Source organism: Oceanobacter mangrovi (assembly GCF_019740315.1).
Classification (GTDB): domain Bacteria; phylum Pseudomonadota; class Gammaproteobacteria; order Pseudomonadales; family Oceanobacteraceae; genus Oceanobacter; species Oceanobacter mangrovi.
The window spans coordinates 23,263-43,523 of sequence record NZ_JAHXZR010000002.1; the positions used below are offsets into that span (position 1 = coordinate 23,263).

General features: G+C 54.9%; 22 protein-coding genes. 14 read left to right on the forward strand and 8 right to left on the reverse strand.

What is annotated here, in order from left to right:
- The first annotated feature begins 175 nt into the window (after positions 1-175).
- Positions 176-838: an NADPH-dependent FMN reductase gene (locus K6123_RS04230; protein WP_221794506.1), complete on the forward strand. Its 663-nt coding sequence runs from the start codon at positions 176-178 to the stop codon at positions 836-838.
- On the opposite strand, the gene K6123_RS04235 is transcribed toward K6123_RS04230, so the two are convergent.
- Together K6123_RS04235 and K6123_RS04240 are read right to left on the reverse strand one after the other, a co-directional pair.
- Positions 839-1,996 carry a flavin monoamine oxidase family protein gene (locus K6123_RS04235; RefSeq protein ID WP_221794509.1) on the reverse strand — a complete coding sequence of 386 codons (1,158 nt, stop codon included), beginning with the start codon at positions 1,994-1,996 and terminating at the stop codon, positions 839-841. It abuts the gene before it with no gap.
- Positions 1,996-2,874 (reverse strand): hypothetical protein, encoded by an 879-nt coding sequence (locus K6123_RS04240; protein ID WP_221794511.1) that lies wholly within the window; start codon positions 2,872-2,874, stop codon positions 1,996-1,998. Before K6123_RS04240 ends, K6123_RS04235 begins: the two co-directional genes overlap by 1 nt.
- Before the next feature lie 333 nt (positions 2,875-3,207).
- Between K6123_RS04240 and K6123_RS04245 the strand changes: the two genes are divergently transcribed.
- Positions 3,208-3,657 (forward strand): flavodoxin domain-containing protein, encoded by a 450-nt coding sequence (locus tag K6123_RS04245; protein ID WP_221794513.1) that lies wholly within the window; start codon positions 3,208-3,210, stop codon positions 3,655-3,657.
- A gap of 64 nt (positions 3,658-3,721) precedes the next feature.
- Here K6123_RS04245 and K6123_RS04250 read toward each other — a convergent pair whose 3' ends face one another.
- Positions 3,722-4,699: a glycine betaine ABC transporter substrate-binding protein gene (locus tag K6123_RS04250; RefSeq protein WP_221794515.1), complete on the reverse strand. Its 978-nt coding sequence runs from the start codon at positions 4,697-4,699 to the stop codon at positions 3,722-3,724.
- 305 nt (positions 4,700-5,004) lie between these two features.
- Here K6123_RS04250 and K6123_RS04255 point away from each other — a divergent pair, with 305 nt between their 5' ends.
- The 3 genes from K6123_RS04255 (at position 5,005) to K6123_RS04265 (ending at position 6,838) form a co-directional block, all read left to right on the forward strand.
- Entirely contained in the window at positions 5,005-5,673 is a 669-nt protein-coding gene (locus tag K6123_RS04255) for a hypothetical protein (RefSeq protein WP_221794517.1), read from the forward strand.
- A 72-nt stretch (positions 5,674-5,745) separates the two neighbouring features.
- Positions 5,746-6,213, forward strand: a complete 468-nt coding sequence (locus tag K6123_RS04260) for a group II truncated hemoglobin (protein WP_221794519.1) — start codon at positions 5,746-5,748, stop codon at positions 6,211-6,213.
- Positions 6,200-6,838 carry a hypothetical protein gene (locus tag K6123_RS04265; protein WP_221794521.1) on the forward strand — a complete coding sequence of 213 codons (639 nt, stop codon included), beginning with the start codon at positions 6,200-6,202 and terminating at the stop codon, positions 6,836-6,838. The genes K6123_RS04260 and K6123_RS04265 overlap by 14 nt, the downstream gene beginning before the upstream one ends.
- 78 nt (positions 6,839-6,916) lie before the next feature.
- On the opposite strand, the gene K6123_RS04270 is transcribed toward K6123_RS04265, so the two are convergent.
- Positions 6,917-7,435 (reverse strand): porin family protein, encoded by a 519-nt coding sequence (locus tag K6123_RS04270; RefSeq protein WP_221794523.1) that lies wholly within the window; start codon positions 7,433-7,435, stop codon positions 6,917-6,919.
- 225 nt (positions 7,436-7,660) lie between these two features.
- Between K6123_RS04270 and K6123_RS04275 the strand changes: the two genes are divergently transcribed.
- The gene (locus K6123_RS04275) at positions 7,661-8,032 is read left to right on the forward strand and encodes a hypothetical protein (RefSeq protein WP_221794525.1); all 372 of its coding nucleotides are present in this window, start codon (positions 7,661-7,663) and stop codon (positions 8,030-8,032) included.
- 24 nt (positions 8,033-8,056) lie between these two features.
- Here K6123_RS04275 and K6123_RS04280 read toward each other — a convergent pair whose 3' ends face one another.
- Positions 8,057-9,160, reverse strand: a complete 1,104-nt coding sequence (locus K6123_RS04280; RefSeq protein ID WP_221794527.1) for an alkene reductase — start codon at positions 9,158-9,160, stop codon at positions 8,057-8,059.
- 95 nt (positions 9,161-9,255) lie between these two features.
- Positions 9,256-10,206 carry an aldo/keto reductase gene (locus K6123_RS04285; protein ID WP_221794528.1) on the reverse strand — a complete coding sequence of 317 codons (951 nt, stop codon included), beginning with the start codon at positions 10,204-10,206 and terminating at the stop codon, positions 9,256-9,258.
- Between the two features lie 109 nt (positions 10,207-10,315).
- Here K6123_RS04285 and K6123_RS04290 point away from each other — a divergent pair, with 109 nt between their 5' ends.
- Positions 10,316-11,221 (forward strand): LysR family transcriptional regulator, encoded by a 906-nt coding sequence (locus tag K6123_RS04290; protein ID WP_221794530.1) that lies wholly within the window; start codon positions 10,316-10,318, stop codon positions 11,219-11,221.
- A gap of 61 nt (positions 11,222-11,282) precedes the next feature.
- Here K6123_RS04290 and K6123_RS04295 read toward each other — a convergent pair whose 3' ends face one another.
- A complete protein-coding gene (locus K6123_RS04295) occupies positions 11,283-12,458 on the reverse strand; it encodes an MFS transporter (protein ID WP_221794532.1) in 1,176 nt (391 codons plus the stop codon).
- Between the two features lie 148 nt (positions 12,459-12,606).
- Between K6123_RS04295 and K6123_RS04300 the strand changes: the two genes are divergently transcribed.
- The 7 genes from K6123_RS04300 (at position 12,607) to K6123_RS04330 (ending at position 19,446) form a co-directional block, all read left to right on the forward strand.
- Positions 12,607-13,545: a LysR substrate-binding domain-containing protein gene (locus tag K6123_RS04300; protein WP_246624625.1), complete on the forward strand. Its 939-nt coding sequence runs from the start codon at positions 12,607-12,609 to the stop codon at positions 13,543-13,545.
- A gap of 279 nt (positions 13,546-13,824) precedes the next feature.
- Positions 13,825-13,896, forward strand: coding sequence for a pyrroloquinoline quinone precursor peptide PqqA (gene pqqA, locus K6123_RS04305; RefSeq protein WP_084644881.1), 72 nt, complete (start codon positions 13,825-13,827; stop codon positions 13,894-13,896).
- A gap of 276 nt (positions 13,897-14,172) precedes the next feature.
- Positions 14,173-15,090, forward strand: coding sequence for a pyrroloquinoline quinone biosynthesis protein PqqB (gene pqqB / locus K6123_RS04310; protein WP_221794534.1), 918 nt, complete (start codon positions 14,173-14,175; stop codon positions 15,088-15,090).
- A gap of 116 nt (positions 15,091-15,206) precedes the next feature.
- Positions 15,207-15,983, forward strand: coding sequence for a pyrroloquinoline-quinone synthase PqqC (pqqC, locus tag K6123_RS04315; RefSeq protein ID WP_221794536.1), 777 nt, complete (start codon positions 15,207-15,209; stop codon positions 15,981-15,983).
- Entirely contained in the window at positions 15,983-16,261 is a 279-nt protein-coding gene (pqqD, locus tag K6123_RS04320) for a pyrroloquinoline quinone biosynthesis peptide chaperone PqqD (protein WP_246624626.1), read from the forward strand. Before pqqC ends, pqqD begins: the two co-directional genes overlap by 1 nt.
- Positions 16,233-17,438: a pyrroloquinoline quinone biosynthesis protein PqqE gene (gene pqqE / locus K6123_RS04325; protein ID WP_425517699.1), complete on the forward strand. Its 1,206-nt coding sequence runs from the start codon at positions 16,233-16,235 to the stop codon at positions 17,436-17,438. The genes pqqD and pqqE overlap by 29 nt, the downstream gene beginning before the upstream one ends.
- A complete protein-coding gene (locus K6123_RS04330) occupies positions 17,410-19,446 on the forward strand; it encodes an alpha/beta hydrolase family protein (RefSeq protein ID WP_221794538.1) in 2,037 nt (678 codons plus the stop codon). The genes pqqE and K6123_RS04330 overlap by 29 nt, the downstream gene beginning before the upstream one ends.
- Before the next feature lie 193 nt (positions 19,447-19,639).
- Here K6123_RS04330 and K6123_RS04335 read toward each other — a convergent pair whose 3' ends face one another.
- Positions 19,640-20,236: a hypothetical protein gene (locus K6123_RS04335; protein WP_221794540.1), complete on the reverse strand. Its 597-nt coding sequence runs from the start codon at positions 20,234-20,236 to the stop codon at positions 19,640-19,642.
- Between the last annotated feature and the right edge of the window lie 25 nt (positions 20,237-20,261).

Consider the following 20,261-nt stretch of genomic DNA (forward strand, 5'->3'; position numbering starts at 1 on the left):
TGGATGAGGTGTGTGCCTAATTGGCAAAGTTGCCATTGTTATGTATTTGTTCGATTGGTCATTTCATTGTTTGGCGTTGCTCTGAATTTAAAGGAGCGGTGCAAAAAACGAATTTGAGAGGGCAAATGTGGCAGGGACAAACGGATCTGGCGACGGTAGAGCAAGAGAGAAAAACATGAAGTTTCTGATATTCCTGGGGTCAGTGCGTGACAGTACGCCGCCGCGTCCGGCGCGTTTGGGGGCCCGGCTGGTGCAAGCGTGCCTGACGTGTTTGCAGGTGAATTATGGCGACCATCAATTTGAAGTTATTGATCCGCTCGACTATCCACTCGAACCCGTATTCAAACCACATTTTGCCTATTCCAGTCGTCAGGTTCCTGAACCCCTTCAGCGGCTGGCTGATAAAATTGCCGCAGCAGACGGCTATGTGATGGTCAGCCCGGAATACAACCATTCCATGAGTCCGGCGCTGGCCAACCTGCTGAACCACTTTGGCAGCTCGCTGTTCGCCTTTAAACCCAGCGCCATCGTTACCTATTCGGCAGGCCAGTGGGGTGGTATGCGAGCGGCGGTGGGAATGCGCACCTTTTTATCTGAATTGGGATGCTTGCCGGTATCGGCGATGATTCACGTACCGAAAGTGCAGGACGTGTTTGATGAGCAGGGTGAGCCTCTGGCCGGGGTTGAGTTGGCCGATTGGCAGGCGTATTTCGGTCGCACTTTTAATCAGCTGCTGTGGTGGGCGGATGCGACGGCCAAACAACGTGCCGCGGTTGATCCTCATCAGGCCATTGGCCATTTTCAGCGTTCAGCAGATCAGCGTAATGCGCCGGGCTGATTACGCTCCTCTGTCAGCTGCTTCCGCCAGCCGTTCATCCGTCAGCAGCTCAGCTGCGATTCTGGATGCGGCTCGCAGAGCGCCTTCCAGATAGCCGCCAAAAGCCGGATCGGTTTCGCTGCTGCCAAACCAGAGTTTGTTGCTCCAGTGGTCGAGCCGCAACCAGGGATGGCCATAGTCCGGGTGACTGGTGGGTAAGTTGGCATCGGCAGCCACGGCGGTGGTGTCTTGCCGGAACCAGTCCTGAATATGAATGGCATCCGGGCTGGCGGCCTGTGGTCCAAACAGTTGACATAACTGCTCGACGATCAGGTCAGGTAAGTCTTGCCGGTATTGCTGGCGCAGCTGGGTTGGCAAGGCAAAAAATCCGCCCAGCGCCGCTTGGCTGGTATCGGCATTACAGGCGTCAAAAATTTCTCCCAGCATCGCACCGGGATATTGCGCAAAACCATTGCCGGACAAACCCTGCTGACGCCAGAACGGCGTCGGGTATTGAATGATGGCTTTGGCATGGCCTGCCATCCAGGTTGGCGTGTTATCCAACAGCTGTTTTAGTTTGTTATCGAGTGGCGGCTCACATTGGATTTGCTGGCTGACCAGTCGCGGCGGCAGACACAGCACCACCTTGCGGGCCTGCAGACGCAGTTCGTTCTGGTTCGGCGTGTTGAATACCAGTTCGACCCGATCGTCATGATTCAGCAACGCTGTCAGCCGCTGATGCAAGTGAATGCATGTGGTTGGAATCTGTCTCTGCAAAATTTCTATCAGGCGTTCAACACCACCTTCAATGCGGTAGGCACCCCGATAACCCTGCTGATCGGGGAACTGCACGGTGGGCTGTTCCAGCGCGCTTTTGTAGACCGCCTGACCACGCTGGTACTGCGGAAAAACCGGTAACTGGTGCTGGATAGCAAACTGGCGAATATGGCTTTGGTCATCCGGCCAGATCCAGGTAGGGCCAAGATCAAAGCGGCTATTCGGGCTTTCGCTTGTATGCGGGCTTTCGCTTGATAGCGGCGTTGAGAGAATACGGCCACCCAGCCGGTTGTTCGCCTCAAAGACAGCCAGTCGCTTGTCAGGCGCCTGTTGGCTTAGTTGAGCGGCGAGGGCCAGACCCGATAAACCGCCACCAATAATTGCCAGATCGAGAATCGCCATCAGAGCTGGTCCGAGCCGCTCAGGGTATTGGATTGCCACTGTGGCAGCTGCCAGCCTTCATGACCAACAACGGGTGGCATCAATTTACGACGGCTGATTGTCCAGCTGCTGTCGGTGGGTTCGACCCGCATACTCCAGCCCCAGCTGATCGGTGCATAGGCGGGCACCCAGATGGAGTTTTCTGGCACGTCTGACAGGGGCCGTTCCATAAAATAACTGCAGAATTGCTCCAGTACCGTCACACTTTTCACGGCCAGCCCGCTGGCCTGGCGAGGCAAGAACTGCTCAATGCGGTAGTCAAATACATGATCGCGGGTACTGCCCTGCGGTTGCCAGGGTGCTTGCTGACGTACAACCTGTTGGTCTTCGTGGTCCTGTAGGTACAACAGCGCATCGTCCTCACTGTCTTGTAGCACCAGCGTCGAGCCATCTTCCAGGGTCAGCAGGCGTTTGGAACTGACCAGCCGGACCTCTCCCAGTCGCACGGCATAGTCCCGAGCCAGATAACGGACATGAAACACCGCCAGGATTGACAGCCATGAACCATTGGCACCAGCCAGAATTTCCGGCCCCTCCAGAGCCGATTTCATCAGCTGGAACTCATTGGCCGCCAGCTGGCTGGCAGGCAGTGCGTCGTTGTCCCAGACAAAGGCGGTTTGGGTCGGGGAAGCATCGGCGCTGCCGCTGGTCAGCGTCAGGTTCTGACCGCTGACACAACCCTCTTCGTCAGCATCCATCAGGGTTTCTGCCGGATACGCCAGGCCCCGAATGATCAGGGCTGGGCGGTGTTCCGGTCGTGGTTGATTGTTGTCCTGGGCAGTTTTGATCAGGCGCAGGTGGGGCGATTTGGCGGTGATCGGAAATGGCGGTCGGGACATATAAGTCAATCCGTTGTCTGGCTGGGAAAATGATTGGCGCTGCAGCCAGGGGCTGCCGGGCCTGTGTCTGGCATCATGATTCGTGCCAGTCTCGCTTGGGTGGCTGGTAAATCTTGCCAGTCTGAGCCTGATCCTGAAATTGGCCCTGGCGACTTTGGCAGGATGGCAAAGTGCCGGGGCTGTCAGCTTTGGTACAAATGCTGGCGGATTTTGTTGGTTGTATGGGAGTTTGGGGCTGGAATCGGTTGCTTTCGCAGGGTTTTGAGGCGGTCGGATTTTTGCAGTGCCCTGTCAGCACACACAGAAATGGTCTGTATTCAGGAGTGGATCCGAATGGCAAAAATTCAGCTGATAGTGGGTACGGTTAATGGCACGGCCTGGCAAGTAGGCGAGGTGGTTGCTGCCTTGTTGCGCAAACTGGGGCATGACGTGGAGACCAATGAGGAGTCGGTGCCAGCGGATTTACTGCGTGATCCGGAAGAAATTCTGCTGGTTTGTTGTGCCACCACTGGCGACGGCGAGGTGCCGCGCAATATTTACCCTGTTTATGCGGCGCTGGATAACGAAGCGGTGTCGCTCAAGGGACGTCAGTATGGGGTGATTTCACTCGGTGACAGTGGTTATCCGCGTTTTGCCCATGCTGGCTTGTTGCTGGAAGATGCGTTCTATCGCAGTGGCGCGACCCGCCTGGGAGAGGTGTTTACCCTGGACGCCCAACAGCACGACAAGCCAGCGCTGGAAGCGGCGATGTGGGCGAAAGACTGGATTACCGCTGTGGCTTAACGGCCTGATGGCGATACAGGGTCGGGTCAGTACAGACTACTGACCCCATCCTGTTGGTTGTTGATCAATCAGGATCACGGCCCAGACCAACCTTGAGGGAGCTGGCAATCGCCATGCTGTCCGGACTTTGGCCATCCAGGGTTTTGACGCCTTTAAGCCAATGGGCCAGTTGAGCCTCGTTCTGGTTCATCCACATGTGCACTGCACGCTTGGTTGGCACAAAACCGTTCATCACCTGATCCATGACTTTCTCTTCCATCTCCAGTGAGAAGGTCAGATTGGTCAGCAGCCGTGCAACGTTCGGACACTCTTCTTTCAGACCACCACGGACAATCGTACGAACCTGGGCGGCGCCCTTGTTGGGGCCAAAATAGTCGTCGGCACCGTCAAGATAAGCGATGTCGAAGTTCTGGTTCATCGGGTGTGGCGTCCAGGCCAGGAACGCGATCCAGTCGCCCTTGCGGGTTTTGCCTTTTACCTGGGCCAGCATCAGGCGTTCGGAGGTTTCGATCAGCTTGAATTTGCCAAGACCAAAGGCGTTCTTGTCGATCATTGACTGGACTTCCTTGTTGCCGTCGTTACCGGCTTCCAGACCATAAATGCGGTCGCCGAAACGGTCGGCATATCGGGCCAGATCAGCTACGCTGGTGACGCCCTGGTCGTAGACATATTGTGGTACTGCGAGGGTGTACATGGCACCGTTGAGATTGGTTTCCAGTACCTCCAGCTCGCGACGACCGAGATAGGGAGCGATTGATTCGGAAGAGGTTGGAATCCAGTTACCGAGGAAGGCATCGGCGTTTTTGCTGGCCATTTGCTGGTAGATGCCATCAACGCTGTCGGTCACGGTATTGACCTTATAACCGAGTTTTTCCAGTAACACCTCAGCCACGGTACTGGTCACTTCCAGATCGGTCCATTCCACCAGTCCCAGGGTGACATTGTGACAACTGGCCGGATCAGCCTGAACCGCAGCGGTCGGCAGTAGAACACTGCTGATACTCAGCAGTCCGGCAAACAGGGATTGGCTAACTCGGTTCATGGCGTTCTCTCAAGGCTCCCCATGGCAGGGTGTAAAAGTTGACTTGGGTCAATAATCCTCGATTGCCGGATTGTCTGATTGCTTGTTTGCGGCACTCGACGTGCCTGCCTGCTCCATTTGAATGCACTGTCGGATTTGGCGGCTTTGCTCCAAATTGTTGGGCTTGCCTCGCTGAAGCTTTCGCTTATTTTTCCTAACTCATTGATTTCAAATAACTAATGATGCTCTGGATACGCGGGTCTGATGGTTCGGCGTTTGCTTCGTCAGCCTTACAACAATCAAAAAATGCTTGATGGGGAATATTGATGAACACCACTGCACTCAGCTACGCCGACAAGCTGGAACTGGCCGCAGGCTCTCGCCAGCAGGCTTTGCAACAGCTGTTTGACTATCCACTGTTTTCGCTGACGTCACTGATGGGGCCTGTTGACGGGCCGGACTGGCCGTCGGATGCGGCCTGGCTGGTCAGCAAGCTGGAAGGAGAGGCGTGCCTGATCTCGGATGGATTGTCGGACCCCTGGGTGGAACCCGACCGGCCACAAACCGGGCTGGGGCTGGAAGTGTTGTTGGTGTCATCTGATTTTCAGCTGGTGGAAGGTGAGTCGGCCATGGTCATGGCCGACACCTGGATGTTCCCGATGATTGCCGAGATCAGCCACACCCTGGCCTGCTATCCGCGGTTGTGCAGCAAGTTGCTGGCAGCTGAACCGCTGTCGTTGCGCTTCAACATCGAACATATCAAGGACGGCCGCGGGTTGGTGGGGGCGTTGCTGCACCAGCCGAGGGACATGGTCAGTCAGATTGATACCGAATTCGGACCGGTGCAGCTGATCGCCGCGACGCTGCTGACAGGCAAGGAATTGAGCTGGTTGGTCGGCAAGGGCGAAGAGGGCCGGCGGCAGCTGCTGGAGCGGTTGTACGACGCCGGCGTTGGTTGTCGTTCGCTGGGCCGGCGGGCTTCCGTTGTTGAATGACCTCGCCAGCAACCACAACGTGCGCGCTGTTCGGCGCGCATGCCAATGGATAAACAGAGTCTGGAGCAAACCTTGACTGAGACACAGAATCCAACCCCGAACTATAACGACGGCGATCAGGCGTACAAAGCGCTGGGAGAGCTGGATGGTATTACCCGGCTGGTAAACCGCTTTTATGAATTGATGGACAGCGAGCCGCATGCCCGTGAGCTGCGCGACATGCATCCGGCTGATCTGACGGGCGCCCGCAACAAGCTGGTGGCCTTTATCTCCGGCTGGAGCGGCGGTCCGGCGCTGTATGCCGAACGTTATGGTGGCCGCAGCCTGGCGATGACCCATAAACATTTTATTATCGACAACGACACCACCCGCAGCTGGCTCGATTGCATGCAGCAGGCACTGGCGGATATGGGCTACGAACCAGCCTTGCAGGAATACATGAACAGCAAGTTCTACGGTCCGGCCCAGAGTATTCAGATGATGAGTGAGTTCGAGCAGAACCGACCGGTGATGAAGGGTAGTTATCATGATCCGCTGTGATGTCTCGACCATGCTGGCGAAACCTCTGGCACGTCATATTCGCAGTGGTGCGCCGACCTCGCCAGACCTCTACTGGCGCGCTGACCTGGTGGTGATTGGCACCGAACCCTGCGTGGTGGCGGAAGAAATCCAGACCGGCTATGTGATGGTCTTTTGTTGTCTGGATGAGCGCGATTTCGGCCGATTCCCACAGCTGTTTCGGGATCGGTTCTGGCGCGAGCTGGCGGCTATTTGCAAACATACCGGTGCTTACGACAGCCAGACGCTGGCGAGTGGTTTTCAGGCGCTGTTTGCCGATCAGTATTACCATCATGACCCTTATCCCATCGAAGAAGGGCGAGTGCTCAAGGCCAGTGAAAAGCTGGAGCGGCATTTCCTTTATAAACAGCAACCGCTGCCAGCCGATGGCCGTTCAGCGTTTGAATTTGGCTTCGCCTTTAACAGCCGTCAGGGGCGTAACAAAGATGCACCGACTGCACTGGAGATGATGGGCAATCACTGCCTGAACTGGCTGGAGCAATATCTGGAGGAAAATCCAGCGGTTGCTGAGCCCGACTTGCCGGTAGCGGTGACATCGATTGAAGACAATATTGTCACGGTGGATTTTGGGCGTAGCAGGCGCTAACCCTGTAAAGGATAACTGGTGTGGTGTGGTGTGGTGGGATCGGCACGGGTAGCGCCAGCCGCACCGTGCCGCCTATGCTCAGAAGGTGTAAGTCGCCCGTGCGGAGAACCCGGTCAGATCGTAACGTCCGGTGCTGAGCATATTGTCGTATTCGATCTTCATGCCCCAGTCCGGGGTGAATTTGAATGAGGCTCCAAATCCCCACGAAATGCCGGTATCGGTGAAGTCATTGGCGGCAACACCACCACCTGTAGCGGTCGCGTTAAACATGGTAAAACCCAGCGCTCCAAACACCGAAATACGAGGGTTGATGGGGTACGACGGCACTGCCATCAGTTGAAAATAATAATCCGGATCCAGTTTGAAACCGCTGTGCTCATCGTCATTAAGGCCCAGACCATAACGCAGTTCTGTGCCGATATAAGGGTCATACTTATAGCCGATCGCACCCTCAATAGCCTGGGCGTTAAAATCAGCCAGGCCTGATTCGGAGTAGGTCAGCCGATTGTGGCCTGCGGTGATATAGCCCACGCCGGCCATGGCCGAAATGGATGAACAACTGCATAGAACGGCAACTGCCAGTTTTTTCAGGCTCACAACTTGCTCCTTTGAGGTGCTGAAGGGTCTTGACCGGGTGATAGAAAACCAGTTGCGTCGGCTTGTCAACGACCGCAACAGAGGTCAACAAATCCCTACACTCAGAGAAGTTATTTATTAGAAAAAATTACTCAATGCTTATTTTGTGATATAGGTACTTCTTTTTAGTGGTCTTAATTTGAGCCTTTGTTGGTTTAAAAGCTTGAGCATGGGAGTTATTGGCGTATGGCCTATCATACTCACTGGGAGGCCGCTGGCATTTACCGGCGTTTTTACGGCGTCACCAGTGCGGAAGAAATTCTGCAGGCCAATTTCGATATGCACCGCAACCCGGCCTATTTTCAGATGCGTTACGTCATTAACGATTTCAGTGCCATCACAGGTCATAGCGTCACGCCTGGTCAGACTCGTATTCTTGCAGGGGCGGATGAAGTTATCGCCGTGTCGCTGGGGGAAATGAAAATCGCCCTGGTCATCGACAACGATGAATATACCGAGGTTTGTGAGGCCTATCTGCAGCACATGCGCGATGCGGTGTTCCAGTGTCGACTGTTCCGTCAGCTGGCGGATGCCCGTGATTGGGCCCGCCAGCGCTGATTGCTTACCGTTGATTGGCTGAGGCTATTGTGCGGTCGGGTAGTCCAGCAAACCTTCGGCACCACCACCAAATAGCAGGTCCGCCCGTACCTCATTTAATGGGATCGCCTGTTGCAGGCGGTGGGGCAGGTCCGGGTTGGCAATAAACGGGCGGCCAAAACCGACCATGTCGGCATAGCCTTGTTGTAATACCCATTCCGCCCGTTCGTAGGTGTAGTTGCCCGCGACAATGATCATATTCGGATAGATTGCCCGTGCCAGCGCCCGGAATTCCTCTGGCACATCTGGTTCGGCGTCCCAGTCGACCTCGGCAAAATGCACAAAACCAATCTGTAGATCGGCCATTTTTTTCATCGCCAGCAATACGGTTTCCGGGGTGTCCGGGTCGTCCATACCACGGGTCTGGTTATGGGGAGCAAAACGCACTCCCAGACGCTCCGACGGGAACACCTCAGCCATGCGTTGCAGTATTTCAATCACAAAGCGAATGTGGTTGGCCGGGCTGCCTCCATACTGGTCGGTTCGCTGATTCGAGCTTTTACGCAGGAACTGGTCAATCAAATAGCCGTTACCACCATGTAATTCGACACCGTCAAAACCGGCTTCACGGGCATTTACCGTCGCCTGCACAAAGGCATCCTGCACGTTCTTGATATCCTCCAGTGTCATGGCGGTTGGCGGCGTGCACTCATGTACCGTACCACCATTGCCATCGGGGTTGGCAATCCACACGCCTGTACCCGGTGGGGTAGCAATGGCGGATGGTGCCTTGGGGGGCAGGCCTGCGTGGAAGCTGGTATGCGACATCCGGCCGGTATGCCAGAGTTGCAGGAAAATCTTGCCACCTTGCTGGTGAACTTCTCGGGTCACCAGCTGCCAGCCAGCGATTTGTTCCGGGGTGTGAATGCCGGGCGTAAAGGAATAGCCCTGGGCATCGGCAGAGACCTGGGTCGCCTCGGCAATAATCAAACCGGCACTGGCGCGCTGACCATAATATTCAGCCATCAGAGCTGTTGGAATATTGCCCGGTTGGGCTGAGCGGCAACGGGTCATGGGCGGCATGACGATCCGGTTGGCGAAGGTCAGATCACCGTGAGTGAATGAAGAAAAAAGTTTGTCTGAACTCATGCCAGAACTCCGTGGCTGGTGGGAGACGTTTTTCGTGAATGCAATGGCAAAGGGTTGCATCCCTTTGCCTTGTGTCGACGCAGGAGGCGTTGCATTTAACAGGCACTGGCATCGTTGAGCAGCTGTATGTCTGATGCCGCAAGTTTGAGGTCAGCAGCGGCTGCAATCTGCCGCAGCTGTTCAACGTTGGTGGCGCTGGCAATGGGCGCTGTGACGGATGGACGATTGATAATCCAGGCAAGTGCAACCGTGGCTGCAGGGCAGTTATAAGCCCGGGAAACCTGATCAAGCGCGGCCAGAATTTTCAATCCCCGTTCGGTCATGTATTTGTCGAGGAAGATACCGCGCCTGGATTGTTTGAGGTCTTCTGCATTACGGTATTTACCAGACAAAAATCCACTGGCCAGTGAAAAATAGGTGACAACGCCAAGCTCATTTTGCTGGCAAACGGATTCCAGTTCATCCTCATAGCCTGCTCGATCAAACAGGTTGTATTCCGGCTGATGGGCGATAAATGCGGGCAGATTGTTCTGCTTGCTGAAGCTGAGTGCAGCTTGTAGCCGTTCGGCAGAATAGTTGGAGGAAGCAATGTGGCGTACCTTGCCTGCTTCAATCAATTGCTGAAAAGCCGCAAAGGTTTCTTCAAAGGGAACGGTGGGGTCGTCGATATGGGCGTAGAGCACATCAACGTAGTCGGTTTTAAGACGCTCCAGAGACGCTTCTGTCTGGTCTATGATGTACTGTCTGCCGAGTCCTCTGGAACCGTCAGTCAATGGCATGCCTACCTTGGTCGCTATGATGACCTGCTGCCGTTTGCCGGACTTTTGCAGCCAGTTACCAATGACGGTTTCTGATTCTCCTCCCTGATTGCCCTCAGCCCAGGCCGAATAGACGTTGGCGCTGTCAATCATATTGATGCCATGGTCAAGACAGGCATCCAGTAATTCAAATGAGCGCTGCTGATCTGCAGTCCATCCAAATACGTTGCCACCAAACACCACGGGGGCAATTTGCAGTTTCGAACGACCCAGAAATTGTTTTTGCATGACGAAGCTCCTGTGCATTTCGGAATATATCCTTGAGTGATATGTTCGTTGTTTGTTGCAAATTTATAATTGGCTTTTTCGTGAACTATTTGTTTGGAAATATTTGATAATGATCGAGTATTTGTCGGATTTGCGGTTGTTTCGGGAGATCAGTAAAACCCTCAACTTTCGTCAGGCGGGAGAGCAGCTGGGCTACTCGCCAGCAGTGGTCAGTATGCGGGTGAAGCGGCTTGAAACTGTGACAGGTAAAACCCTGTTTCTGAGGTCGACGCGCCACATCGCCATCACGGAGGAGGGCCGCGAGTTACTGCAGCTGGCGGAGCAGACACTGGATCTGGCGGAATTGATGACTTCCTCACGGGCGTCAGATGATCGCCAGGCGATTCAGGGTCAGGTGCGCATTGGCGCACCGCATTCGTTTGCCCGGGTATTTCTGCTCCAACCGATTCGAATGCTGCACCAGCAATTCCCCGGACTGACAATCGAACTCTTGTTAGATGATCAGCTGACACCATTGGTGCGTGAGGGCATTGATCTGTCGTTTCGTATTGGTTACCTCGGTGAGAGCCATGTCGCCAGCCAGGATCTGATTGTCGATAAACGTATTCTGATCGCCAGCCCGGACTATTTGCAGCGTTACGGTGAGCCTGAGCGGCCGGCGCAGCTGAAGGATCATCTGATTCTGAGTCATTTGCACATGCGGCATTGGGATCTGGTCGGCAATGGCGAGACGGTAAGGGTGCCGCTGCAGCGGGTGATGTACTGCAACACTGGTGATTATCTGAGCTGGCTGGCCATTGATGGCGCCGGTATCACGGTGAAATCCGAATGGTCGGTACAGGAATATATCAACCGGGGCCTGTTACAGCGGCTGCTGCCGGAATACACCCTGGGAACAGCCAGATTTGTACGGGTGGTGACGCCGCAACGTGAAGTGACGCCATTACGCGTGCGACACGTTCTGGAAGTGATTCGGGCGCATATTGAAGCCGTCACAGCGCAGACTCTCAGTTGACGGGCGGCCAGTCTCCTGGCCGTCGTCAGAGCCGTTATCAGATCCATTCGAACTTCGCTGGTTACTCATTAACCACGGTGCTGATGGCGGCATTTTGTTTGCTGCGCTGGAACAGTAGCACCAGTACTAGCCCGCTGGCCGAGGTGGCCGCGCCTGCCAGTGCCACTGACGGCAACCCCAGGCCGGCATAAATTACCGCGCCACCCAGCGCTGCACCGAAGGCATTCCCAAGATTAAAGGCCGCGATATTCATGGATGAGGCCAGGTTCGGTGCATCACTGGCTTGCTGCACCACCAGTGCTTGCAGCGGCGGCACAATGGCAAAGCTGACGATCCCCCAGCAGAAGATCAGTGGTGCGACCAGCCACTGGCTTTGCATGGTAAAGGCGAACAGTACCAATAACAGCACAGTGACCAGCAGCGCAATGACCAGAGTACCGTCGAGCGAACGGTCGGCAAAGCGTCCGGCCAGCCAGTTGCCGACTGCCAGACCACAGCCATAAATAATCAGTATTGTGGTTATGAAGCCGGTGCTGGCGAGAGTTTCGTCTTCCAGAATCGGTACGATATAGGTGAATACCGTGAACATGGAACTGGCGCCGACCACAGTTAACAGCAGCGCAAACAGCACTGAGCCGCGGCCAAGGACGGCCAGTTCATCGCGAATACTGGTTGCACCATTGGAGGCCAGTTTCGGCAGCCAAATCCGCAAGGCAATCAGGGTGATCAGGCCGATGGCGGCCATGCCATAAAAGGAGGTGCGCCAGCCGATTGTTTCGCCAACATAGGCTGCCAACGGCACGCCACCAATATTGGCGATGGTCAGACCGGAGAACACGGCTGCCACGGCACCCGCCCGTTTGTCCGGCGCCACCAGGGTGGTGGCGACGACGGTACCGACACCAAAAAATGCGCCATGGTTGAAGGATGTAATGATGCGGCCAATCAACAAGGTGTTGTAGCTGTCGGCCAATGCGGATACCAGATTACCGATAGTGAAAATACTCATCGCCAGCAACAGCAGGTTACGGCGTGACATATTGGCAAACCCCAGCGTCATGATGGGCGCACCAACCACCACTCCCAGCGCATAGGCACTAATCAACATACCGGCAGTGGGGATGCTGACCTGTAGATCTTCCGCGATGCTGGATAGCATACCCATCGGGCCGAACTCGGTGACACCAATCCCAAAAGCACCCAGTGCCAGCGCCAGCAGGGGAGGATTTATCTTCATTTTTACTCTCCGTAATTTGTGAATGTGGCGAATATACAGGAGCTTGAATGTGCGGATTAGAGAGGCATACTGTTAGCCAGCTTTGCATACGGCGCACAAATAAGAGCGATTCTTGCGTTGTTGATGGACAACTGCAGCAGGTGGATAAATGGCTTTGAACAACCGGCGAATTGATCGCACCAGTGAAATGGAAACCTTTCTGGCGGTGGCTTGTGCGGGCAGCCTGAGTGGTGCCGCCCGGACGTTGGGGCTGACACCATCGGCAGTCAGTCGGGTGGTCTCTCGGATTGAAGAACGACTTGGCATTCGCTTGCTGGTGCGGACGACGCGCAGCTTGCGGCTGACCCGAGAAGGCGAGGATTACGCCCTGGCGGCGCGGCGTATTCTGGCCGATTTGCAGCAAACTGAATCTGCCATTGCCGACAGGGCCAGCCCTAAAGGTCAGCTGCGGGTCAGCATGGCCCACGCGCACGGGCGTTTGATCATAGTGCCACTGCTGCAGGAATTCCTGGCACGCTACCCGGGTATCCAACTGGAAGTACAGATCAGTGATGAACTGGCGGATGTTCAGGGCGGCCACGTGGATGTGGCGATTCGTTTTGGCAGCTTGCCGGACAGCGCGCTGACGGCTCGTTATCTGGGCAGCACCGGACGCGTGGTAGTGGCTTCCCCCAGCTATCTGCAAAGACATGGTGAGCCACAACATCCATTCGACCTGACACAGCACAACTGCCTCGATTTCAGCTTTCGACGGATTGAACCTGGCTGGCCATTCCGCCTGGAGGGCAAAGATCAATTGTTACCGGTCAATGGCAATTTGCGGGCAAACAATGGTGAAACCCTGGTGCAGCTTGCGTTACAGGGGCTGGGAATTACCCGCATTGGCTGTTTTCATGTCGGACCAGAACTGGCCTGCGGCCAGCTGGTGGCCTTGCTGGAAGACTTTAACCCCTGCGACCGGGAAGAGATCCACGCCCTGTTTGTGGGCGGTGCCAACATGCCTGCCCGGGTTCGGGTATTTATCGACTTCCTGCTGGAACAGCTGCAGCCGGATGCCCGCGCAGGACAGTCATCAAGCAACCGTTAAAAGCAATACTTTGGGCCTATTCTGAAACAGCTAAAGTAGTGTTTTTTTGCGGCCAGTCCTGCCACACACTGTCAACATCATCATCGGTATTCGTTCCGGCTGGAACCTGCAAAGGCTGGTGATATCATTGGTATCGGAAAGGCGATATTAGCCGTAAAGGTCTACGACTACTGATACCTCTCCATAGACCCAAGTGCGGATGGTATAAACCAGAAGCCTTTGGGAAGGTGTTCAAGGGACAGGAATTACCCTGTCTCATAACAATAAGAGGAAACAACTATGTGGACTAAACCAGCCTACAAAGATCTGCGTATCGGCTTCGAAGTAACCATGTACTTCAGCCATCGCTAAGCAAGCCAGGGCGTGATGATACAGCACAGCAGGTTATACCTTTTTAACCTGTCCATGCCGTTTCAGAGCGCTCTCGTGAGCTGATTGCCCTCGGCTATGCCGAAGGGCTGGGAATGCCCGGGGTAGTGATATTCCGGGCATTTTCGCTTAAACGGTCTGATGTATGAATTTCGGTATTCTATCCATAACTTTTTGTAGTGCCGAAAAGACTGTTCCGCTAAAGACTGAATGACCGTTAGCAACAATAATTAGAAAAAGCGTCGTACAGGACATCTCATGAAAATCCACGTTCTTGGCTCCGCAGCTGGCGGTGGCTTCCCGCAGTGGAATTGTAACTGCGCCAACTGCAAGGGCTTCCGTGATGGCACCGTGCAGGCTCAGGCTCGTACCCAATCTTCAATTTGTGTTTCCACCGATGGTGAACACTGGCTGCTGTTTAATGCCTCGCCGGATATTCGTAATCAGCTGGCCTCCTTTGCGCCGTTGCAACCGGCGCGCAAGCTGCGTGATACCGGTATCGAAGCCGTGGTGGTGATGGACGCCCAGATTGATCACACCACCGGGCTATTGATGTTGCGCGAAGGTCTGCCACTGGATGTTTATTGTACCGACCCGGTTTATGAAGACCTGAGCACAGGCTACCCGCTGTTTACCATGCTGAAAAAATGGAATGGCGGTTTGCAGCGCAAGGCTATTTCACTGGATACCGACAGCGGTTTCACAGTGCCGGGTATCGATAACCTGCGTGTTCATGCGATGCCACTCGACAGCAACGCTCCGCCGTATTCGCCACGCCGTGACAATCCGGTGCCGGGCGACAACATTGGTGTGTTCCTGCAAGACACCAACACCGGTGGTTCGGTGTTCTATGCGCCGGGTCTTGGCAAGATTGAACCGCACCTGATTCCGTGGATGGAAAAAGCCGACGTACTGCTGGTGGATGGCACCGTCTGGCGCGATGACGAAATGATTGTGCTGGGAGCGGGTAAATCCACCGGCCAGCAGATGGGGCATCTGGCGCAGTCCGGCCCTGGCGGCATGCTGGAAGTGCTGGCGCAGTATCCCGACAAGCGCAAGGTGTTGATCCACATTAACAACACCAATCCGATTCTGGACGAGAACTCTGAACAACGTGCCATTGTTGAAAGTCAGGGTGTTGAGATTTCCTTCGACGGAATGGAAATCGAGATTTAACGGTGAACTATTGTTGGTCGGATCAGCCTGTGCCATCCGACCACTGGGGAAAGCGCAGAACAATAATAAATTCCCCATCGCAGTAAGGCTGCGAACCATATATGAGGTGTTAACGCATGACAGATCAAAACAGCAACCAGCCCTGGTCCCGCGAGGAATTTGAACAACGCCTGCGTGCCAAGGGCGCGCTGTACCATATTCATCACCCGTACCATGTAGCCATGCACATGGGTGAATGTACCCCGGAACAGATTCGGGGCTGGGTTGCCAACCGGTTTTATTACCAGATCATGATCCCGGTGAAAGATGCCAACATCATGGCCAACTGCCGGGACCGCGAAGAGCGTCGTCAGTGGGTGCAGCGGATTCTGGATCACGATGGTTATGGCGGTGCCCAAGGGGGTATCGAGGCCTGGTTGCAGCTCGGTGAAGCCGTCGGTATTGATCGTGACACCATGCTGTCACAGGAGCTGGTATTGCCCGGCGTACGTTTCGCCGTTGATGCCTACGTCAACTTTGCCCGGCGCGCCAGCTGGCAGGAAGCGGCCTGTTCGTCGCTGACCGAAATGTTTGCGCCGGAAATCCACCAGTCACGACTGGATACCTGGCCACAGAATTACCCCTGGATTGACCAGCAAGGGCTGCAATATTTCCGTGGTCGTCTCAGTGAGGCCCGCCGGGATGTCCAACACGGTTTGCGAGTCACGCTGGATCACTTCCAGACCCGTGCCCAGCAGGAACAGGCTCTGGATATCCTGCAATTCAAACTGGATATCCTCTGGACCATGCTGGATGCCATGACCATGGCCTATTATCTCGACCGCAAGCCCTATCACACGGTAGATGCCGATGGCATGGGCAACCCGGTGCAGTATCACAAGGGAGTTTACTAATGGCTCTGATGACACCTGAACAGGTGCCGGTTATCAGCTCGATTTACCGCCTGCAGTGGGAAGACAGCCAGCAGTCGCACGTACTCTTGTACCCGGAAGGTATGGTGCAGCTGAACGGCAGCGCCGGTGAAATCATGGTGATGGTGGATGGTGAGCGTTCGGTCGCTGAGATTATCAGTGCACTGCAGGCCAAATTCCCCGAAGCTGGTGATTTGACTGACGACATCGTTGAATTTCTGGGAGTAGCCCATGAGCGACAGTGGATTCAATTCGCCTGAGATGCCAGCCAAAACACCAGCCAACCCGCACGGTGCCGGACGACCGTTCTGGCTACTGGCGGAGCTGACTTACAAGTGCCCGCTGCAATGCACCTATTGCTCAAACCCGCTCGACCTCAAGGGTAGCGGCAAGGAGCTGACGACTGATCAGTGGATCAGTGTGTTTGAGCAGGGGCGCAAGATGGGAGCCGCTCAGCTGGGTTTTTCCGGCGGTGAACCGCTGGTGCGACAGGATCTGGAAATCCTGATCCGTGAAGCTCGCGCGATGGGCTATTACACCAACCTGATTACCTCCGGGTTGGGGATGGATGATCGCCGGGTGGCTGATTTCAAGGCCGCCGGGCTGGATCATATTCAGGTCAGCTTTCAGGCCAGTTCCGAAGAACTCAACAATCGGCTGGCCGGTAGTCAGAAAGCCTTTCAGCAAAAACTGGCGATGGCGCGTGAAGTGAAAGAGCAGGGTTATCCGATGGTGCTCAACTTCGTGATTCATCGTGACAATATTGATGAAATCGACAAGATCATTGAACTGTCGATTGAGCTGAAAGCAGATTTTGTGGAACTGGCAATCGCCCAGTACTACGGCTGGGCCTTTATCAATCGCGAGCATCTGCTGCCGACCAAAGCCCAGCTACAACGGGCGGAAGCCATTACCAATCAGTATCGCGACAAGCTTGGCGGTGCCGGGCCGAAGCTGATTTTCGTAACGCCGGACTATTACGAAGAGCGACCCAAAGCCTGTATGAATGGCTGGGGTAATATTTTCCTTACCATCGCTCCGGACGGCACTGCCTTGCCGTGCCACAGTGCCCGTGAACTACCGATCGACTTCCCCAATGTGCTCGATCACTCGTTAGAGGAAATCTGGTATCGCTCGACCGGCTTTAACCACTTCCGTGGTTACGAGTGGATGAAAGAACCTTGTCGCTCCTGTGATGAAAAGGAAAAGGATTTTGGTGGTTGCCGTTGTCAGGCGTTCAAGCTCACCGGTGATGCCGCCAACGCCGACCCGGTTTGCAGCAAATCGTCTGCCCACGGCAAGATTCTGCAAGCCCGTTACGAGGCCGAGTCGATGGCGGCTGGCGGAGCTGGTCACAGTCCCAAACTGGCCCGTAACACGCATAACCAGCAAGCAGCACTGGCGTTAAATGAACGCAACATCATCGCCCGTTCATAAGGACAGCCTGCGAGCGGCCCAACAGGGTAAACAGTGGGCAGAACTGAGAACCGCGGGTAACTGGTTGGGCTGGCTGGAATTCGATCCGCTGCTGGCCAGTAACCGCATTTGTCTGGCCAATCTGAATCGCCCGGATCTGTTTGAGTATCCCTTGCCGCAGTTCAGCAGTCGCAGCCGGGTGCATGAATACGGTGGTGGTAGCTGGTGTTTGTGGTCTGGCTCAGCACATCAGGAGACTGCTGCAGGCCTCGCGTTTGTGAACGAAAAAGATCAGCGCATTTATTGGCTGGAGTTAACCGACGACGGGGATGTATCACAATTGCCAGAGCCAGTCTGCCTCTGGTGGGCTCCGCACTGTCGCTACGGCGATCTGATATTCGATCCTGTGTTCCAGCGTATTGTTGCGGTGGAAGAAGACCACAGCGGAGTTGAGCAGGGCACTGCCAAGGAAGCAGTGAACCGGCTGGTGGCGATTGCGCTGACGGGGGAGCGCTCGGTGCTGGCCGAGGGCTGTGATTTTTATTCCAGCCCTGCGCTGGATTCAACTTCCTCACAACTGGCCTGGTTAAGCTGGAACCACCCCTGGCAACCCTGGCTGGCAACCAGTCTGACACTGGCTTCGCTGGACGACACCGGGGGCGTTGCTGATATTAGCTGGCAGTTTAATGCCGAGCTGGATGACATCTCCTGTGTACAGCCGGGATTTGACTCTGCTGATCGGCTGGTTTGGGTTAGTGATCATCTGAGCCCGACAGCCGGGATGGATCAGGCGGAATCCAGCTGGAATTTATACCGTTATCATTCAATCTCTGCAGATTCAGCTGCCGAGGTTGAATCCCTGTGTCCCTCCGACGCGGAATTTGCAGCAGCACAATGGCAGCTGGGCGGCCGTCATTGGGCCTGTTTACCGGGTAATACATTGGTCGCCGCATTTACGCAGCAAGGACAGGCGGGATTTGGCCAGCTGTTTGAGCAAGGCATACAGACGCTGACGCAGGGAATATCAGATGCCGCCCGCTATCATTCAGTGGTCGCCAATCATCAGCGGTTGCAATGCTTTACCATGGTTGAAAGCCAGTTGGGTGGGCCGATGATTGCCAGCTGGCAGCAGATGGATTATGGCCTGCAGGCATCGGCTTCCTGTTTGTTTCGCCTGCAGCCGGGTGCTGAAGAGCTGGTCGAGACATCAATAGCGATCAGCCGCCCGCAGCTATTAACGATTCCGTTGCCTGACTCGATGGCGACAGCCGCCGTACAACAGTTATATGGCTGGTTTTATCCGGCCGTTGCGGCAGCGGCTGACAAGCGTTTGATTATCCAGCTGCATGGCGGTCCGACGGCCTTTGCCGACAGCAGCTTTGATGCTCAGCGGCAGTTCTGGTGCGATCAGGGCTTTGCTGTGCTGGTGCTGAATTATCGCGGCAGCTCCGGCTTTGGTCGCAGTTATCGTCATGCCCTGCAGCGACGCTGGGGAATCACCGACATTGAAGACGTGTTTGTCGCCTGCGATTTTATCTGTCAGCAAGGGCTGGCAAACCATGGCCAGATTTTTGTGCGCGGCAACAGTGCTGGTGGTTATAGCGTCTTGCAGGTGTTAGCTCAGGCGGAAGCGGCTCAACACGGTATTGCCGGTGGCGCCAGTTTATATGGCATCAGCGACTTACTGCTGCTGAATCAATTCACTCACAAATTTGAGTCGCACTATTTGCACTGGCTGATTGGTGATGCGGCAACGGAGCAGGATATCTACCGGCAACGTTCGCCGATTGAGCAGCTCGACAGCTTTCAGCTGCCAGTGATCTTCTTTCAGGGCAGCCTCGACAAAGTAGTGCCTCCGGCCCAGACGCGGGATATTTTTGATGCCCTGCAGCATCGGGGAATTGAATCGGAATACCAGCTGTTTGAAGGCGAGGGCCACGGCTTCCGCAAGGCAGCAAACCGGGCTTTGTTATTAGAACGGGAGTTGGCGTTTTACCAGCGGTTGGTCCGCAGTGACGTTATTGTATAAAGCGGAGCGGCCGGGCGAATCAGAATGAATCCCGGGGCAAGCCCGGGATGACGGTGGTGGTATAGCGGTTTGATTGATTTTAACCCGTCTTCCCGAACGAGCTTGCGAGATTCGGGATCCATACGGCAATACCGGGTTCAACGGTTGGTTATTTTATAAAGCGGAGCGGCTGGACGAATCAGCATGGATCGACTCAGGGATTCAGCTCCAGCTTCTTGTCGCGACCACGGTAGTCTTCCACCATCCGGCCCTTGAATTCCCGCCGTTCATCAATTACTTCCTGCAAAGAGTCTGTATCAACCCAGAGCTGTGGCACCTGAAACTGCTGCGGGCCACATTCCATTGCCAGACCAGTTTGCATGGTGAACCATTTACCATCGTAGAAAACTTCGAAACTGCCATTTTGCTGGCGACCAAGAATCTTGTAGGCGCCCTGATCGCCAACATTTTCTACCCCGAATGGTAACCCAAGACCACGTTCGAAGCTGATTGCGACAATATTTTCAGTTGCAAGCAGTGAAACCCCGGGAGTCCATTCGTCGGCCTGCAGTTTGATGTCATAAGTGCCATCACGCTGAATCAGCACGCCCTTCTTGACCATGCTGTCATCGATCTTGTCGTGGAACGAGATGCTTACCCCCGGACACACAAAATATTGCAGCTTCATCATCTCTTCGTCAGAGATTTTTTCCTGTTGGCGCAACTCCTGGGTCATTGGAATGTAGGAAGGAGCGCTACAGCCTGCCAGCGACAAGCAGATAAACAGACCGAAAATACTGGGCTTGTTCATATTCTGGTGATATTCCATCAGTGAA

What these genes read in the sequence shown, in the direction of transcription:
- K6123_RS04230 (WP_221794506.1), top strand. Translation starts at nt 176, where the DNA reads ATGAAGTTTCTGATATTCCTGGGGTCAGTGCGTGACAGTACGCCGCCG.
- K6123_RS04235 (WP_221794509.1), bottom strand. Translation starts at nt 1,996, where the DNA reads ATGGCGATTCTCGATCTGGCAATTATTGGTGGCGGTTTATCGGGTCTG.
- K6123_RS04240 (WP_221794511.1), bottom strand. Translation starts at nt 2,874, where the DNA reads ATGTCCCGACCGCCATTTCCGATCACCGCCAAATCGCCCCACCTGCGC.
- K6123_RS04245 (WP_221794513.1), top strand. Translation starts at nt 3,208, where the DNA reads ATGGCAAAAATTCAGCTGATAGTGGGTACGGTTAATGGCACGGCCTGG.
- K6123_RS04250 (WP_221794515.1), bottom strand. Translation starts at nt 4,699, where the DNA reads ATGAACCGAGTTAGCCAATCCCTGTTTGCCGGACTGCTGAGTATCAGC.
- K6123_RS04255 (WP_221794517.1), top strand. Translation starts at nt 5,005, where the DNA reads ATGAACACCACTGCACTCAGCTACGCCGACAAGCTGGAACTGGCCGCA.
- K6123_RS04265 (WP_221794521.1), top strand. Translation starts at nt 6,200, where the DNA reads ATGATCCGCTGTGATGTCTCGACCATGCTGGCGAAACCTCTGGCACGT.
- K6123_RS04275 (WP_221794525.1), top strand. Translation starts at nt 7,661, where the DNA reads ATGGCCTATCATACTCACTGGGAGGCCGCTGGCATTTACCGGCGTTTT.
- K6123_RS04280 (WP_221794527.1), bottom strand. Translation starts at nt 9,160, where the DNA reads ATGAGTTCAGACAAACTTTTTTCTTCATTCACTCACGGTGATCTGACC.
- K6123_RS04285 (WP_221794528.1), bottom strand. Translation starts at nt 10,206, where the DNA reads ATGCAAAAACAATTTCTGGGTCGTTCGAAACTGCAAATTGCCCCCGTG.
- K6123_RS04290 (WP_221794530.1), top strand. Translation starts at nt 10,316, where the DNA reads ATGATCGAGTATTTGTCGGATTTGCGGTTGTTTCGGGAGATCAGTAAA.
- K6123_RS04295 (WP_221794532.1), bottom strand. Translation starts at nt 12,458, where the DNA reads ATGAAGATAAATCCTCCCCTGCTGGCGCTGGCACTGGGTGCTTTTGGG.
- K6123_RS04300 (WP_246624625.1), top strand. Translation starts at nt 12,607, where the DNA reads ATGGCTTTGAACAACCGGCGAATTGATCGCACCAGTGAAATGGAAACC.
- pqqB (WP_221794534.1), top strand. Translation starts at nt 14,173, where the DNA reads ATGAAAATCCACGTTCTTGGCTCCGCAGCTGGCGGTGGCTTCCCGCAG.
- pqqC (WP_221794536.1), top strand. Translation starts at nt 15,207, where the DNA reads ATGACAGATCAAAACAGCAACCAGCCCTGGTCCCGCGAGGAATTTGAA.
- pqqD (WP_246624626.1), top strand. Translation starts at nt 15,983, where the DNA reads ATGGCTCTGATGACACCTGAACAGGTGCCGGTTATCAGCTCGATTTAC.
- pqqE (WP_425517699.1), top strand. Translation starts at nt 16,233, where the DNA reads ATGAGCGACAGTGGATTCAATTCGCCTGAGATGCCAGCCAAAACACCA.
- K6123_RS04330 (WP_221794538.1), top strand. Translation starts at nt 17,410, where the DNA reads ATGAACGCAACATCATCGCCCGTTCATAAGGACAGCCTGCGAGCGGCC.
- K6123_RS04335 (WP_221794540.1), bottom strand. Translation starts at nt 20,236, where the DNA reads ATGAACAAGCCCAGTATTTTCGGTCTGTTTATCTGCTTGTCGCTGGCA.